At 54.6% G+C, this 14,567-nt stretch carries 17 protein-coding genes; all 17 read left to right on the top strand.

The genetic code is table 11. The annotated features are described in order from the left end of the window. Positions 1-16: 16 nt before the first annotated feature. The 17 genes from ftsY (at position 17) to dprA (ending at position 13,937) form a co-directional block, all read left to right on the top strand. Positions 17-979, top strand: coding sequence for a signal recognition particle-docking protein FtsY (ftsY, locus tag A3EQ_RS0116680; RefSeq protein WP_020156294.1), 963 nt, complete (start codon positions 17-19; stop codon positions 977-979). Between the two features lie 537 nt (positions 980-1,516). Next, positions 1,517-1,855 carry a putative DNA-binding protein gene (locus A3EQ_RS0116665; RefSeq protein ID WP_020156291.1) on the top strand — a complete coding sequence of 113 codons (339 nt, stop codon included), beginning with the start codon at positions 1,517-1,519 and terminating at the stop codon, positions 1,853-1,855. A gap of 11 nt (positions 1,856-1,866) precedes the next feature. After that, entirely contained in the window at positions 1,867-3,213 is a 1,347-nt protein-coding gene (gene ffh, locus A3EQ_RS0116660; protein ID WP_020156290.1) for a signal recognition particle protein, read from the top strand. A gap of 98 nt (positions 3,214-3,311) precedes the next feature. Next, the gene (gene rpsP, locus A3EQ_RS0116655; RefSeq protein ID WP_020156289.1) at positions 3,312-3,608 is read left to right on the top strand and encodes a 30S ribosomal protein S16; all 297 of its coding nucleotides are present in this window, start codon (positions 3,312-3,314) and stop codon (positions 3,606-3,608) included. Beyond that, positions 3,592-3,822 carry a KH domain-containing protein gene (locus A3EQ_RS0116650; RefSeq protein ID WP_020156288.1) on the top strand — a complete coding sequence of 77 codons (231 nt, stop codon included), beginning with the start codon at positions 3,592-3,594 and terminating at the stop codon, positions 3,820-3,822. Before rpsP ends, A3EQ_RS0116650 begins: the two co-directional genes overlap by 17 nt. A gap of 167 nt (positions 3,823-3,989) precedes the next feature. Further along, positions 3,990-4,382, top strand: coding sequence for a YlqD family protein (locus A3EQ_RS0116640; RefSeq protein ID WP_020156286.1), 393 nt, complete (start codon positions 3,990-3,992; stop codon positions 4,380-4,382). A 4-nt stretch (positions 4,383-4,386) separates the two neighbouring features. Then, the gene (gene rimM / locus A3EQ_RS0116635; protein WP_020156285.1) at positions 4,387-4,905 is read left to right on the top strand and encodes a ribosome maturation factor RimM; all 519 of its coding nucleotides are present in this window, start codon (positions 4,387-4,389) and stop codon (positions 4,903-4,905) included. Then, positions 4,905-5,645: a tRNA (guanosine(37)-N1)-methyltransferase TrmD gene (gene trmD, locus A3EQ_RS0116630; protein ID WP_026500040.1), complete on the top strand. Its 741-nt coding sequence runs from the start codon at positions 4,905-4,907 to the stop codon at positions 5,643-5,645. Before rimM ends, trmD begins: the two co-directional genes overlap by 1 nt. A 124-nt stretch (positions 5,646-5,769) precedes the next feature. Then, positions 5,770-6,114, top strand: a complete 345-nt coding sequence (rplS, locus tag A3EQ_RS0116625) for a 50S ribosomal protein L19 (RefSeq protein WP_020156283.1) — start codon at positions 5,770-5,772, stop codon at positions 6,112-6,114. Positions 6,115-6,263: 149 nt separating this feature from the next. Further along, positions 6,264-6,794, top strand: a complete 531-nt coding sequence (gene lepB / locus A3EQ_RS0116620) for a signal peptidase I (protein WP_020156282.1) — start codon at positions 6,264-6,266, stop codon at positions 6,792-6,794. 10 nt (positions 6,795-6,804) lie between these two features. Beyond that, on the top strand, positions 6,805-7,656 hold the full coding sequence (gene ylqF / locus A3EQ_RS0116615) for a ribosome biogenesis GTPase YlqF (protein ID WP_020156281.1): 852 nt from the start codon (positions 6,805-6,807) through the stop codon (positions 7,654-7,656). A 374-nt stretch (positions 7,657-8,030) separates the two neighbouring features. After that, on the top strand, positions 8,031-8,807 hold the full coding sequence (locus A3EQ_RS0116600; protein WP_020156278.1) for a ribonuclease HII: 777 nt from the start codon (positions 8,031-8,033) through the stop codon (positions 8,805-8,807). A gap of 7 nt (positions 8,808-8,814) precedes the next feature. Beyond that, a complete protein-coding gene (locus A3EQ_RS0116595; RefSeq protein ID WP_020156277.1) occupies positions 8,815-10,401 on the top strand; it encodes a flagellar hook-length control protein FliK in 1,587 nt (528 codons plus the stop codon). After that, complete coding sequence (locus A3EQ_RS0116590; protein WP_020156276.1) at positions 10,398-10,700, top strand: EscU/YscU/HrcU family type III secretion system export apparatus switch protein; 303 nt, start codon at positions 10,398-10,400, stop codon at positions 10,698-10,700. The genes A3EQ_RS0116595 and A3EQ_RS0116590 overlap by 4 nt, the downstream gene beginning before the upstream one ends. Positions 10,701-10,773: 73 nt before the next feature. Then, positions 10,774-11,934, top strand: coding sequence for an ADP-forming succinate--CoA ligase subunit beta (gene sucC, locus A3EQ_RS0116585; protein ID WP_020156275.1), 1,161 nt, complete (start codon positions 10,774-10,776; stop codon positions 11,932-11,934). A gap of 67 nt (positions 11,935-12,001) precedes the next feature. Then, on the top strand, positions 12,002-12,904 hold the full coding sequence (gene sucD / locus A3EQ_RS0116580) for a succinate--CoA ligase subunit alpha (RefSeq protein WP_020156274.1): 903 nt from the start codon (positions 12,002-12,004) through the stop codon (positions 12,902-12,904). Between the two features lie 148 nt (positions 12,905-13,052). Then, positions 13,053-13,937, top strand: a complete 885-nt coding sequence (gene dprA / locus A3EQ_RS0116570) for a DNA-processing protein DprA (RefSeq protein WP_020156272.1) — start codon at positions 13,053-13,055, stop codon at positions 13,935-13,937. Positions 13,938-14,567 lie beyond the last annotated feature (630 nt).

Below are 14,567 nucleotides of genomic sequence, written 5' to 3'. Positions count from 1 at the left end.
AGGAGTGCAGGTATCCATGGGTTTTTTTGAACAGCTGAAGGAAAAATTCACCCAACAGAAAGACGCAGTCGCGGAAAAATTTAAGGAAGGATTGGCGAAAACCCGGCAAAACTTTGCCGGGAAGGTCGCCAAATACCGGAAAGTGGACGAGGAATTTTTCGAAGAACTGGAAGAGGTCCTCATCCAGGCCGACGTGGGCTTCGACACGGTCCTCGAGCTCGTCGACGAACTGAAAATGGAAGTGAAAAGGAGAAACATAAAAGATCCCGCGGACGTGAAAGACGTGATCACGGAAAAGCTCGTCGACATTTACAATGCCGGCGGCGGGCAGAACGGCTTGAACATCCAGGAAAAGGGGCCGACGGTCATCCTCTTTGTCGGCGTCAACGGGGTCGGGAAAACGACGACGATCGGCAAGCTGGCCCACCGGTTCATCCGGGACGGCAAGAAGGTTTTGCTGGCTGCCGGCGATACCTTCCGGGCAGGGGCGATCGAACAGCTGGAGGTTTGGGGACGGCGGGTCGGCGCCGAGGTCATCAAGCAGAAGGAAGGCTCCGACCCCGCGGCGGTCGTCTACGACGCCCTTCAGGCGGCCCGTTCCCGCAACGCGGACATATTATTGTGCGATACCGCCGGGCGTCTGCAAAATAAAGCCAATCTGATGAAGGAATTGGAAAAGGTGAAACGGGTCATCGAGCGGCAGGTTCCCGGCGCCCCCCATGAGGTCTTGCTCGTGCTGGACGCGACGACGGGCCAGAACGCCTTGGTCCAGGCGAAGCAATTTAAGGAAGCGGCCGGGGTGACCGGCATCGTATTGACGAAGCTGGACGGAACGGCAAAAGGGGGAATTGTCCTCTCCATCCGGAAGGAATTGAACATCCCGGTCAAATTTGTCGGCTTGGGCGAAAAGATGGATGATCTGGAAGTTTTCGATCCGGAAAAATTCGTTTACGGGCTGTTCGAAGGGCTGACGGAATGACGCCCGCGCCTTTCCGGGCTTTGGCTTTGATAAACGTTTTCCGACAAAAATCGTCAACGAAAAGGACAAGCAGCTAAGAATCGGCTTTGGCTTTCATAAACGTTTTCCGACAAAGCTTCGTGAAGCCATACGGAATCACCCTTGTGCCGGCCGGACCGGCGCCGAAAAACAGGGAAGGGATCCTTTCCCTGTTTTTTCATGGGCAAGCCGCATAACAAAAGCTTGTCTTTGCGGCAATGCGGATCCTTCCCCCTGTTTTTTTCGCAGGCAAGCCTTTGCGGTTTCTTCCCCCGGGTTATTTATCCCGGGAAAAGTCGGAACGGGGCCGGACTATCTTTCGCCCCCTTCGGCGCAAGCGGTTTTCGCCGCCGAAAAGGATGCCCGGAAGGAGGATCCGCCGCCGGCCCCGCCGCTCCGCCGCATCGGAAAACAAGTGATGCCGACGCCTTTTTCCCCGCCCATCCGCCTTGACATTCCCGGAAATCCTATGTACTATTGTTTTGTAAAGGATTTTCACTTAACAGGGGAGGGGCAAAGATGTTGGAAAAAACGACCAGGATGAATTTTCTTTTTGATTTTTACCAGTCGCTCCTCACTCCGAAACAAAAAAAATACATGTCCCTGTATTACATCGACGACCTCTCCCTGGGGGAGATCGCCGAACAATATTCCGTCAGCAGGCAGGCGGTGTACGACAACATCAAACGGACGGAAGCCGTCCTCGAACAGTATGAGGAAAAACTTCAGCTGTTCGCCAAATTCCGGGAACGGAAAAAACTGATCCGCCATATCAAAGATTTGCTGCAGCGGGAAAATCTTGCGGAAAGCAAAAAGGAAATCGAACGGTTGGTCGAGCAGCTGGAAAATATGGAATAGGAGGACACCCGATGGCTTTTGAAGGATTGGCCGAACGGCTGCAAAGCACATTGCAGAAGATCCGGGGAAAGGGGAAAGTCACCGAGGCGGACGTAAAGGCGATGATGCGGGAAGTCCGGCTCGCCCTCCTTTACGCCGACGTCAACTTGAAGGTGGTCAAGGACTTTATCCAGCGGGTAAGCGAGCGGGCGGTCGGACAGGAAGTCATGAAAAGCCTGACCCCGGGGCAGCAGGTCATTAAAGTCGTGAAGGAAGAATTGACGGCGTTGATGGGCGGCGAAGCGGAAAAACTGGCCGTATCCGACAAACCTCCCACCGTCATCATGATGGTCGGTTTGCAGGGCGCCGGAAAAACGACCACGTCCGGAAAGCTTGCGAATTTGTTGCGGAAAAAATACAACCGCACCCCCCTTTTGGTCGCGGCGGATATTTATCGTCCCGCGGCGGTCAGCCAGCTGCAAACCCTCGGCAAGCAGCTCGGCGTTCCGGTTTATTCCTCCGAGGAAAATGCCGATCCGGTGGAGATCGCCAAACAAGCCTTGAAAAAGGCCGCAGAAGAGCATTACGACACCGTGATCATCGATACGGCTGGACGGCTTCATGTCGATGAGCGGCTGATGGACGAATTGAAAAACATGAAGGAAGCGGTGAACCCGGACGAGATTTTGCTGGTCGTCGATGCGATGACCGGACAGGACGCGGTTAACGTGGCCGAACGGTTCAGCGGGCAGTTGGGGATTACCGGTGTCGTCTTAACGAAATTGGACGGCGATACCCGCGGCGGGGCCGCCCTGTCGATCCGAGCGGTGACAAACAAGCCGATCAAATTTGTCGGCATGGGCGAGAAACTGGACGCCCTCGAACCGTTCCATCCGGAAAGGATGGCCTCCCGCATCCTCGGCATGGGCGACGTGCTGACCTTGATCGAAAAGGCGCAGGCCGCCGTGGACGAAGAGAAGGCCAAAGAATTGGAAAAAAAGATGCGGACGATGTCCTTCACCCTGAACGATTTTCTCGAGCAGTTGAACCAGGTCCGGAAGATGGGGCCCCTCCAGGAATTGCTGAAAATGCTTCCGGGCGCGGGCAGGATCAAAGGGCTGGACAATTTGGAAATCAGCGAAAAGCAGCTGAAACATGTGGAAGCGATCATTCAATCGATGACGCCGGAAGAAAGGGAAAACCCGGAGATCATCAATTCCAGCCGGAGGAAGCGGATCGCCAAAGGAAGCGGCCGGCCGGTTCAGGAAGTCAACCGCCTTTTGAAACAATTCGACGAAATGAAAAAAATGATGAAGCAATTGTCCAATATGCAAAAGGGCAAGAAAAAAGGCGGCTTTCCCTTTTCCTTTCCCTTTTAGCCGGCATTGCGAAACTGTTAAGAAAAATACCTTTACAATCTTCAAAATTCCTGCTAAGATACTATTTTGTGTAAAACTATTCGGAGGTGTAACATAACATGGCAGTAAAAATCCGTTTAAAACGCATGGGCGCGAAAAAATCCCCCTTTTACCGGATCGTTGTCGCAGATTCCCGTTCTCCCCGGGACGGCCGGTTTATCGAAATGATCGGGACTTACAATCCGTTGACGGAACCGGCCCAAGTGGAAATCAATGAAGAATTGGCCTTGAAATGGCTGAGAAACGGGGCGAAACCGTCGGACACGGTCCGCAGCCTTTTGTCGAAAAAAGGGATTTTGGAAAAATTCCACAATGAAAAATACGGAAAAAAGGATGGCCATGAAAAAGCTGATTGAAGCCATCGTCAAGCCGTTGGTCGATTTCCCCGATGAAGTGCGCGTCGACGTTGCGGAGGAACGCGACCGCATCGTCTACAAACTGTCCGTCCATCCCGACGATCTCGGGAAGGTGATCGGGAAGAACGGACGGATGGCCAAAGCGATTCGGACGGTTGTCTATGCCCACGCTGCAGCGACGGAAAAAAAGAAGACCTATTTGGACATTCAATGAAAAAGAGGGGTGCCCCCTCTTTTTATTTTACCCTTCTCCGAACCGCTGCCGTCATCCCGCGGGGGAAAGCCGCCGGGAGGCCCGGAAAACCGTCCGGGAGCGGGCGGCGGGGTTTGCAATTTTTTTCCCGAATATTGTATAGTAAGGAAAGATTGAGGGGATGAAAGATGAAGATCATCCAAAGGGTCCAGGTCTTTCAAGTATTGACGGAAAACAGCAAAAAAGCCTTGAAGGAACAGTTCCTCTCCCGGAAGCGGCAATTGGAAAAAGAATGCGGGCAGCTCCAATTTGAAATGAAAAAGATGGAGAAAACCAAAAAATTCGCCGTCAGCGATGTCAGATTTTATTTCGAACGGGAAATCAAATCCCGGGAAGAAAAGATCAAATGGCTGGAATACCAGCTGGAACAGCTGGAACAATTGCCGATCGGGAGCGAGATCAAGGACGGGGAGTTGGAAGCGGTCGCCGAAATTGGAGTCGGCGATTCGTGGGATAAAATCGTGAACGGAAAATCGATTGTCATAAAAGACGGGATCATCGTGGAGATCAGGGAGGGATGATCGCATGGAGCGCTGGCTGAACGTCGGAAAAATCGTCAATACCCACGGCATTCGCGGGGAAGTCCGCGTCATATCCCGCACCGATTTTCCCGAGCAAAGGTACCGGAAGGGAAACCGGCTGTATCTGTTTTTGCCGAAGGAATCCGAACCCGTCCCCTTGACGGTGAAAAGCTGGCGGGTCCACAAAAACTTTGATTTGCTGCGTTTTGAAGGATATGATTCGATTCAGGACGTGGAAAAATTCAAAGGCGGGATGCTGAAGATTCCGGAAAGCGCCTTGGACGAATTGGACGAAGGCGAGTATTATTTTTTTGAGATCATCGGCTGTTCCGTTTATACGATGGACGGGAAAGAGATCGGAAAGGTAAAAGAAATTTTGACGCCGGGCGCCAACGACGTGTGGGTGGTTGACGGGGAAGGGGGAGAAAAGATATACATTCCCTATATCGGGGATGTGGTCAAGAAGGTCGACGTAAAGGATAAAAAGATATGGATCGAACCGATGGAAGGGCTGCTGCCATGATGAGGATCGACGTTTTGACCCTGTTTCCGGAAATGTTCCCCAACGTCCTCGGAACGTCCATCCTGGAAAGGGCAAGGGAAAGAAAAGCGGTGGAATACCATCTCGTCAATTTCCGCGAGTATTCCGACGACAAACACCGGACGGTGGACGACTATCCTTACGGCGGAGGGGCGGGAATGGTGCTGAAGCCGCAGCCGATCTACGATGCGGTGGCGGATATCACAAACAAAGTCTCCGCGGAAAGGCGGAGGGTGATCCTTTTATGCCCGCAAGGGGAGCCCTACACGCAAAAAAAGGCGGAGGAACTGGCCAAGGAAGAGCATTTGATCCTCATCTGCGGCCATTATGAAGGGTTTGATGAACGGATCCGCCATTTGGCAACCGACGAAATCTCCATCGGCGACTACGTACTGACCGGGGGGGAGCTGGCGGCGATGGTGATCATCGACAGCGTCGTCCGGCTCCTGCCCGGGGTTTTGGGAAACGAAGCGTCCCATGTCGAGGAATCCTTTTCCACCGGCCTCCTGGAACACCCCCACTATACCCGCCCGGCAGATTTCCGCGGCATGAAAGTCCCGGAAGTGCTTTTGTCCGGCAACCACAAAAAGATCGAGGAATGGCGGAAAAAGGAAGCGCTCAAGCGGACGTTTTTGCGCCGTCCGGATCTTTTGAAAGATTATCCTTTGACCGACGAAGAAAAAAAATGGATCGGGGAATGGGAAAAAGAAGGCAAAACTTGACTTGCATTGCCGATAGGAATTATGCTATGATAACCGTTGTGGTAAAGATCGCCTTTACCGGATCACGATGTTCCGCTGCCGCTGTTTTTGCCGCATGAACATCTGTCGGAAGGAGTGGTAAAGCATGCATCATTTGATTCAGGAAATCACGAAGGAACAGCTTCGCACCGATTTGCCCGCATTCCGTCCCGGCGATACGGTACGCGTCCACGTGAAAGTCACGGAAGGGAACCGCGAACGTATCCAAGTGTTTGAAGGCGTCGTCATCAAACGGAGGGGCGGAGGAATCAGCGAAACCTTCACGGTAAGGAAAATTTCTTACGGCGTCGGTGTGGAACGGACCTTCCCGCTGCATTCGCCGAAAATTGCCAAGCTTGAAGTCGTCCGCCGCGGAAAAGTGCGCCGTGCGAAGCTTTATTACTTGCGCAACCTTCGCGGCAAAGCTGCACGCATAAAAGAAATTCTGTAAATCTTTACGGGGGAGCTGGAATCAGGCTCCCTTTTCGTTCATCAAAAAGGTTTCGGCTTTTTTCCCCGTGTCAAGATTATTGCGAAATGTCCGCCGGCTTATGTACAATAAAATAAATAGAAAAGAAGCTGAACTCTTGGAGGCCGAAGATGAAGAAAAGGAAAAGCGATTTGTGGGAATGGCTGAAGATCATCGTCGTCGCTTTTATCCTGGCAGGCTGCATCCGATATTTCCTGTTCACGCCCATCATCGTCGACGGTTATTCGATGATGCCGACGCTGGAAAACAGGGACCGGATGATCGTCAACCGGATCTCCTACCTGATCGGGGAGCCGAAACGGTTTGACATTGTCGTTTTTCACGCCCCGGAAAAGAAGGATTATATCAAAAGGGTCATCGGTCTGCCGGGGGATCATATCGAATACAAAAACGACACTTTATATATTAACGGAAAAAAATATGATGAACCTTATTTGGATCAATATAAAAAATCCATCGTGGGCGGGACGCTGACGGAACCCTTTTCGGTGACCGTGCCGGAAGGGCATATCTTTGTGATGGGCGACAACCGCCGTTACAGCAAGGACAGCCGTCATATCGGACCGATCCCCATCGACAGCGTCATCGGAAAAGCGAACCTGATCTATTGGCCTTTGGAAGATTTCCGCATCATTCATTGAGGAGGAAGACATGTCGACGATCCAATGGTTTCCCGGCCATATGGCGAAGGCGAAAAGGGAAGTTACGGAAAAGCTGAAACTGGTGGATGTGGTTTACGAACTGCTCGATGCGCGCGTTCCGTTATCATCCAGAAATCCCCTGATCGACGAAATCGTCCGGGAAAAGCCCCGGATTCTTTTGTTGAACAAAGCCGACTTGGCGGATCCGGATAAAACGGAGCGGTGGCTCGATTATTTCCGGAGCCGGAACATGACCGCCCTCGCCATCAATTCCCAAACCGGCCGGGGAATTGCCGAAATCCCATCCTTGTCGAAAAAGCTGGTTGAGGACAAATTTGCCAAAATGCGTGCGAAAGGCCTCCGCCCCCGTCCCGTCCGCGGCATGGTTTTGGGGATCCCGAATTCGGGAAAATCCACCCTGATCAACCGGCTGGCGGGGCGAAACGCGGCCAAGACCGGAAACGTTCCAGGCGTGACGAAAAGCCAGCAATGGATCAAAGTCGGCCCGGCTTTGGAACTTTTGGATACCCCGGGGATCCTTTGGCCGAAATTTGACGATCCGGAGGCCGGGTACAAGCTGGCTTTGACGGGAGCGATCAAGGATTCGGTCTTGAATTTGCAGGATATCGCCGCCTATGCCATCAACTTTTTGCGGAAGGAATATCCGGCCCGGCTGGCCGACCGGTACAAGCTGGAACAGGTGCCGGATGATTTGCAACGGGTGTTCGATGAAATCGGGAAGAAAAGGGGCTGCCTGATGGCGGGCGGGCAGATCGATTACGATAAGACTGCCGAGGTCATCGTCCGGGATGTCCGCTCGAACAAATTGGGCCCGCTGACCTTTGACCTCCCGCCATCCTGAGCCGGAAAGCGGAACCGCCGTTTTCCGGCTTTTTCCGTCTTCGGCCGGCGTTGCCGGCGGGCGGGGCAGACGGGTGGACGCCGCCGAAGGGTTTGACCCGGAAGCGTTTGTGATTGGTTTCGGCCGCGGCTGGTTTGCCCGCCGCAGAAAATTTCGACCCGGAAGCCCCGCTGTCCGGACCGGATTTCGTCGCGGATGAGACCGTTTCTTTTTTGCGAAGGAAACCCGTCCCCTTATCCGGAACGGATGCCGCGCGAAGGAAGCCGCCCCGGCTTTCCGTCCCGTTGTCCCGTTCCTTTTTTCCATTGACAGCCAAGGAATTTTGGTCGATATATAAAATAACAGCACGATAATTGGAAAAAGGAGTTTTGCCGTTGGCAAGGGAAACGATCCGACAAATATGGGAGAAATTGCAATCCGTCGAGGATGAAAACGATCCTTTTCTTTTGGCGTGCGCCGAGGATGAGCGGAAGGGCGTGCGGCAGCTGCTTTCCCGCTGGAAGAGGGAGAAGGAGAAACGGCTGAAAGAAAAGGAACTTTTTGAGAAGATGTGCGTCTTTGAAAAACAGCTCCGGCAGGAAGGATTTCAGATGATCGCCGGGATCGATGAAGTGGGCAGGGGCCCGCTGGCCGGTCCGGTCGTCGGCTGCGCGGTGATTTTGCCGGAAGATTTTTATTTGCCCGGGATCAATGATTCGAAGAAATTGACCCCGCAAATGCGAAACATCTTCGAGGAACAAATCAGAAAAGAAGCGGTCGCCGTCGGAATCGGTATCGTCCACGCCCCGGAAATCGACAGGCTGAACATCTATCGCGCCGCGAAAAAAGCGATGGCTCACGCCGTCGCCCAATTGTCCGTTTTTCCGGATCATCTGTTGATCGATGCGATGGAAATCGATGTCCCGGTTCCCCAAACGAAACTGATCAAGGGGGACGCCCGTTCCGTATCCATCGCCGCGGCGTCCATCGTCGCCAAAGTTTGCCGGGACAGGATGATGATCGAATACAGCAAAAAATATCCGATGTATCATTTCGACAAAAATATGGGGTACGCCACGGAGGAACATTTGCAGGCCTTGCGGAAGTACGGCCCTTCCCCTTTGCATCGGAGAAGCTTTGCCCCTGTGAAAGATCTGATCGAAGGAAGCTGATCAGGATATGGAAATCCGTTCCGCATTCCCCTTTTACCGGCAAAAGGAAGTTCATACGGAAACGGCGCCCTTTCGGAACGGGCAGCTGGTATTCGGAAGGGTGCTGAAGCTCCTTCCCGACGGCCGGGCCCTGGTCCGGATCGGGAAAGAAGCCTTTTGGGCCAAGGCCGAGGCCCCTTTGGTTGCCCACAGGGACTATCTGTTTCAAATTGCTGCCGAAAAGGGAAGCGTCCGGCTGAAAATCGCCGAGCAGGACGCCGAAGGGGGGCTGTCCCGGCTATTATCCGCCCCGAACGGGGATTTGCTCCGCCGCCTCATCCAATTTTTCCGCGAGTCGGGACTGCCCTTCGACCGGGAAGTTTTCCGCAAGGGGGAAGCCTGGCTGAAGGCGGTCCCGGACATCGGTCTGGGCATGCAAACGATCAAAGTGATGGCACAAAACCGCCTTCCTTTTACGGATGAAATGTTTCACGGCCTCTATTCCTTTCACGGGAAGGAATCCCTTTCCGGCCTCATCTCCCGGTTTTTCGAACTTTTGGAGAAGGAAACGGGAACGATCGGCCCGCGTTGGCAATCGCTGATGGACCGATTCCCCATCCGCAGGGAACAGCCGCTTCTTGCCCTTTTCGCGCGCTGGCTGGATCCCGCCGTTCCTGAAGAAGAGAGCCGCGCCGCCTTCCGCTTGCTTTCGGCCGTTTTTCCCGGCTGGGCGGACAAAGGCGAGGAGCAGCTGCTGCGAGAGGCGGCGGAGAAACTGGGTTTTCCGGGGGAAGGGACGAGGCGGGATTTTCGCTCCGTTCTCTTTACCGGGTGGCGGGACAGCCGTTTTCATGGGGACGATCCCTTTTCCTTCCTTTCCCGCGTCTTTTCGGACCGGTCCTTGGACATCCGCGCGCCGGCGGACGGACAAAACCTTGTTTCCCGTTTTCCGGAAATTTTCGGGAAGGCGGAAGGGGAAGCATGGCGGCGGTTTGCCGGGGCCCATCCCCTGCTATTTACCGATTGGACGAAGGGAGATGAGGTCCTGAAGGCCTTTCAATGGATCATCCGCACGGTCCGGGGGGACGGGGAAGCCGGAGGAGAGACGGCTTCGTTCAGGCGGGAACTGGAAGTTTTGCTGGAAAACAGAAATCTTTCCCCGGAACTGCGGCTGTCGGCGGAAAAGCTGTTCTCGCGGATTGCGGCCGAGGAACACCTGTTTGCCGAAAGGGACGGGATGTTCCAGGGGGTGACGGAGATCCCCCTGTTTTTCCAAGGGGAAAAGGCGGATCTCGTCATCCGTTGGTTCGGAAAGAAAAGGGGCGAAAAGCTGGACGAAGATTATTGCCGCGTTGTGTTCGATTTAACCATGCCCCATTTGGGCGATTTGTGCGTATTCGTAACGGTGCAGAACCGGATCGTCAGCCTGACTTTCTACAGCGGGTTCGACCGGCTGGAAGAATCGGTCGGACCCGGGCTTCCCGCTTTGCGGGAGGGATTGAAAAAAATCGATTACACCCTCGGAACGGTAAAATTTCAAAAACCGCACGAACCTTCCGGAAGTTTGCCCGAGGAACCGATTTTTCGCGAAAGCCGGGTGGATATCAAAATATGAAAAGGGAAAAACGGAAAAAAGCCGTCGCCCTGACGTTCAATGAAGCGGCCGATCCGGCCCCGCGCGTTACGGCCAAAGGGCAGGGCCGGATCGCCGAAGCGATCATTCAACGGGCGAGGGAAAACGATGTCCCGGTCCGCGAAGACCCTTCCCTTGCCGAGCTTCTCTTGAAGATCGATCTGGACGAGGTGATCCCCGAGTCCCTCTATACGGCGGTGGCGGAAATATTCGCCTTGATCTATCGGGCGGATCAAAGGGCAAAAGAGCTCCGCAAGGACAAAAATCCGCAAGAACGGTAGACAATAGTTTCCAAGTTTTATACAATGAGAACGCAATCAATTCTTTCCGAACGGATGATGAGGAGGATGGAAGATGAATATCCACGAGTATCAAGCGAAAGAAATTTTAAGGGATTACGGGGTTTCCGTTCCGCGGGGCATCGTCGCCTTTACCGTGGATGAAGCCGTGGAAGCGGCGAAAAAGCTCGGCACGGATACGGTCGTCGTGAAAGCGCAGATCCATGCGGGCGGACGCGGAAAAGCGGGAGGCGTAAAGGTTGCGAAAAACCTGGATGATGTCCGTACATATGCCCAACAGCTTTTGGGCAAGACGCTCGTTACCCACCAAACCGGCCCCGAAGGCAAAGAAGTAAAGCGTTTACTTATCGAAGAAGGCTGTGCGATTCAAAAGGAATATTACATCGGTTTCGTCGTCGACCGGTCCTCCTCCCGGGTCGTCTTAATGGCTTCCGAAGAAGGGGGAACGGAGATCGAAGAGGTGGCGGCGAAGACCCCGGAGAAAATCTTTAAGGAATATATCGATCCGGCCGTCGGTCTGTTGCCCTTCCAGGCGAGACGGATCGCCTTCCATATCCATATCCCGAAGGAGCTGGTCAATCAGGCCGTCCAATTCATGATGGGACTGTACCGGGTTTTTGTCGAAAAGGATTGTTCCATCGCCGAGATCAACCCGCTGGTCACGACCGCCGACGGGAAGGTATTGGCGTTGGACGCCAAGCTGAATTTTGATGCCAACGCTTTGTACCGGAATCAGGATATTTTGCAATACCGCGATCCCGATGAAGAGGATCCGAAGGAAGTGGAAGCGTCCAAGCACGGCCTCAGCTACATCTCCCTGGACGGGAATATCGGCTGCATGGTGAACGGTGCGGGACTGGCGATGGCGACGATGGACATCATCAAATATTACGGGGGCGAACCCGCCAATTTCCTCGATGTGGGCGGAGGAGCCACCGCCGAAAAAGTGACCGAGGCGTTCAAAATCATCCTTTCCGACCCGAAGGTGAAGGGGATTTTCGTCAATATTTTCGGGGGCATCATGAGGTGTGACGTCATCGCCACCGGCGTCGTCGAAGCCGCCAAACAGGTCGGCCTGAAAGTGCCCCTCGTCGTCAGGCTCGAAGGGACGAACGTGGATTTGGGCAAGAAGATCCTGAACGAATCGGGATTGAATATCATCGCCGCCGAATCCATGGCCGACGGCGCGCAAAAAATCGTGGAGCTCGTGCAATGAGGAAAACGGCAGCCACCGGAATGATGCGGGTTGCAAATCCAATTACGACGAAAGCGGGGGAATCAAGGTGAGCATCTATATCAATAAGGACACGAAAGTGATCGTTCAAGGAATCACGGGGAAAACGGCCCTTTTCCATACCAAACAAATGCTGGAATACGGCACGAAGATCGTCGGCGGCACCTCGCCCGGAAAAGGGGGGACCTTCATTGAAGGGGTTCCCGTTTTCAACACGGTGAAAGCGGCGGTGGAACAAACTGGAGCGACGGCATCGGTCATTTACGTGCCCGCCCCCTTCGCGGCGGACGCGATCATGGAGGCGGTGGACGCCGAACTGGATCTGGTGATTTGCATCACCGAAGGCATACCCGTCTTGGACATGGTGAAGGTCAAGCGTTACATGGAAGGGAAGAAAACCCGCCTGATCGGGCCGAACTGCCCGGGCGTCATCACCCCGGAAGAGTGCAAGATCGGCATCATGCCCGGTTACATCCACAAAAAAGGCCATGTCGGCGTCGTCTCCCGTTCCGGCACGTTGACCTATGAGGCCGTCCATCAATTGTCCCAGGCGGGAATCGGCCAGTCGACGGCCGTCGGAATCGGGGGCGATCCGGTGAACGGCACGAATTTCATCGATGTTTTAAAGGCCTTCAATGAAGATCCGGATACCTACGCGGTAATCATGATCGGGGAAATCGGCGGCACCGCGGAAGAAGATGCGGCCCGCTGGGTGAAAGAAAACATGGAAAAGCCGGTCGTCGGCTTCATCGGCGGACGCACGGCGCCTCCCGGAAAACGGATGGGCCATGCCGGCGCCATCATTTCCGGAGGAAAAGGCACGGCCGATGAAAAGATCCGCGTCATGAACGAATGCGGAATCAGGGTTGCGGAAACCCCTGCCGTGATCGGCGAAACCCTCATCCAGGTATTGAAAGAAAAAGGCCTCTACGAAAAATGCAAAACCCATTAAGGTCTTCCGCGGACAAAATGGCTTCCGGTCGCGGGTTCCCGCCCCGGCGGGGATCCGCCTTCCTCTTTTGGAAAGGGGCGCTTCATTCGCTTCGGCGCATTGGGCGCCCTTCGCCCCTTTTTCATTTCTTCGAGAAGGAGAAGGTGATATGGAGAAACGGCGCGAACGGCTCATCCATCTCGTGCACTGCAGGGGAGCCGGCTGGCGGACGATCGAAAAAATCTACGCGTCGGATCCCTCCCTGGAATCGGTATTTTCCCTGTCCCCGGCGGAAATCGCCGACTTCTTGAACATCCCCTTCCACGACGCTTCCCGGCTCTATTCCGATCTCCACGAAAAGCCCGTCGAAACATTCATCCGCGAATATGAACAGGAACGAATCTCCCTCATTACCATCTTTGATGAACAATATCCGCCCCTGTTAAAACAAATCCATCAGCCGCCCTGGGTTTTATTCGCCCGAGGGAATCCGGACCTTTTGCAAAACCCGCGGACGATTGCCGTCGTCGGAACGCGGACGCCGACCCGGTACGGCCTCCTTGCCGCCGATCTCATCGTCGAAGGCCTGGTGGAAAAAGATTTTCTCATCGTGAGCGGCTTTGCCCGGGGCATCGACATCCGCGCCCAACGGCGGGCGCTTGAAGGCGGCGGAAACACGGTCGCCGTCCTGGGCAGCGGTTTTTACCACATCTATCCGAAAGAATCCGCCCCCTTGCTCCGATCCTATCCCGGCCAACTGCTCCTCCTTTCCGAATATCCCCCCGATACCCCGCCGAAGAAGCACCAGTTCCCGCAAAGAAACCGGATCATCAGCGGCCTTTCCCTCGGGACCGTGGTGGTGGAAGCCCGGGAAAGGAGCGGTTCGCTCATTACCGCCCAATTCGCCCTCGATTATGGAAGGGAAGTTTTCGCCGTCCCCGGGCCGGTCACCAGCCCCGTTTCCGCGGGAACGAACCGGCTGATCCAGGAAGGGGCCAAGCTGGTGCAACGGGCAGAAGATATTCTGGAGGAATTATTTCTTTTCCGCGCATAAGATTGGTATAAAAAAAGAAATAAAGGATATAAAAAGACGTGAAGATTTGTCGCCGGACGGAGACGGCCCTGTGAGACCCACAAGGAACGATGGAGGAGAAGGTCGTTAAAAGCGGCCGGTCATATCGGCTTGCGGCGCCCGTTCCGCCGACGGGAACCGGGCATCCGCCGCGGATTCCATCTTTCGGGCGCTTGCACAGCCTACGGACAGTCGGGCCGGTCCGGCCGGATGGGGAAGGGCCGGCTTCCCTTTCGGCATCAACCGTTATATGCGGCCGATCTGCCTTTTCCCGCCTTTTCCGAAAAGGGAAGAGGGAATTGTCCCATCGACAGCGGTCAAACGGGGTTCTCCCGGCTTCGGAATTGCCGGCAGGAACGGCCGTATCTGCACGGAAAATTTTTCGCCGTTCCGTTCCCGCCGGTCATCAGCCGGGACGATGGATTTTCCGGCAATCGGGGAATTTGCCGACTTTCTTTCGGGGCATGAACCTTGCTTTTCCGAAGGCCGGACCGGTTTCCCGGCGGAAATCTTGCCGGATCCCGGATTCCGCCGGCTTTTCATGTTCCGGCCCGGCACCGGCCCTTTCCACGGCCGCGTCCGCTTTTTTCACCCGGGTTTTCGTTCGCGAAG

This window comes from Caldibacillus debilis DSM 16016 (genome assembly GCF_000383875.1).
GTDB classification, from domain to species: domain Bacteria; phylum Bacillota; class Bacilli; order Bacillales; family Caldibacillaceae; genus Caldibacillus; species Caldibacillus debilis.
The sequence above is the reverse complement of the archived record's forward strand: the minus strand, read 5'-3'. Positions and strand labels throughout refer to the sequence as shown.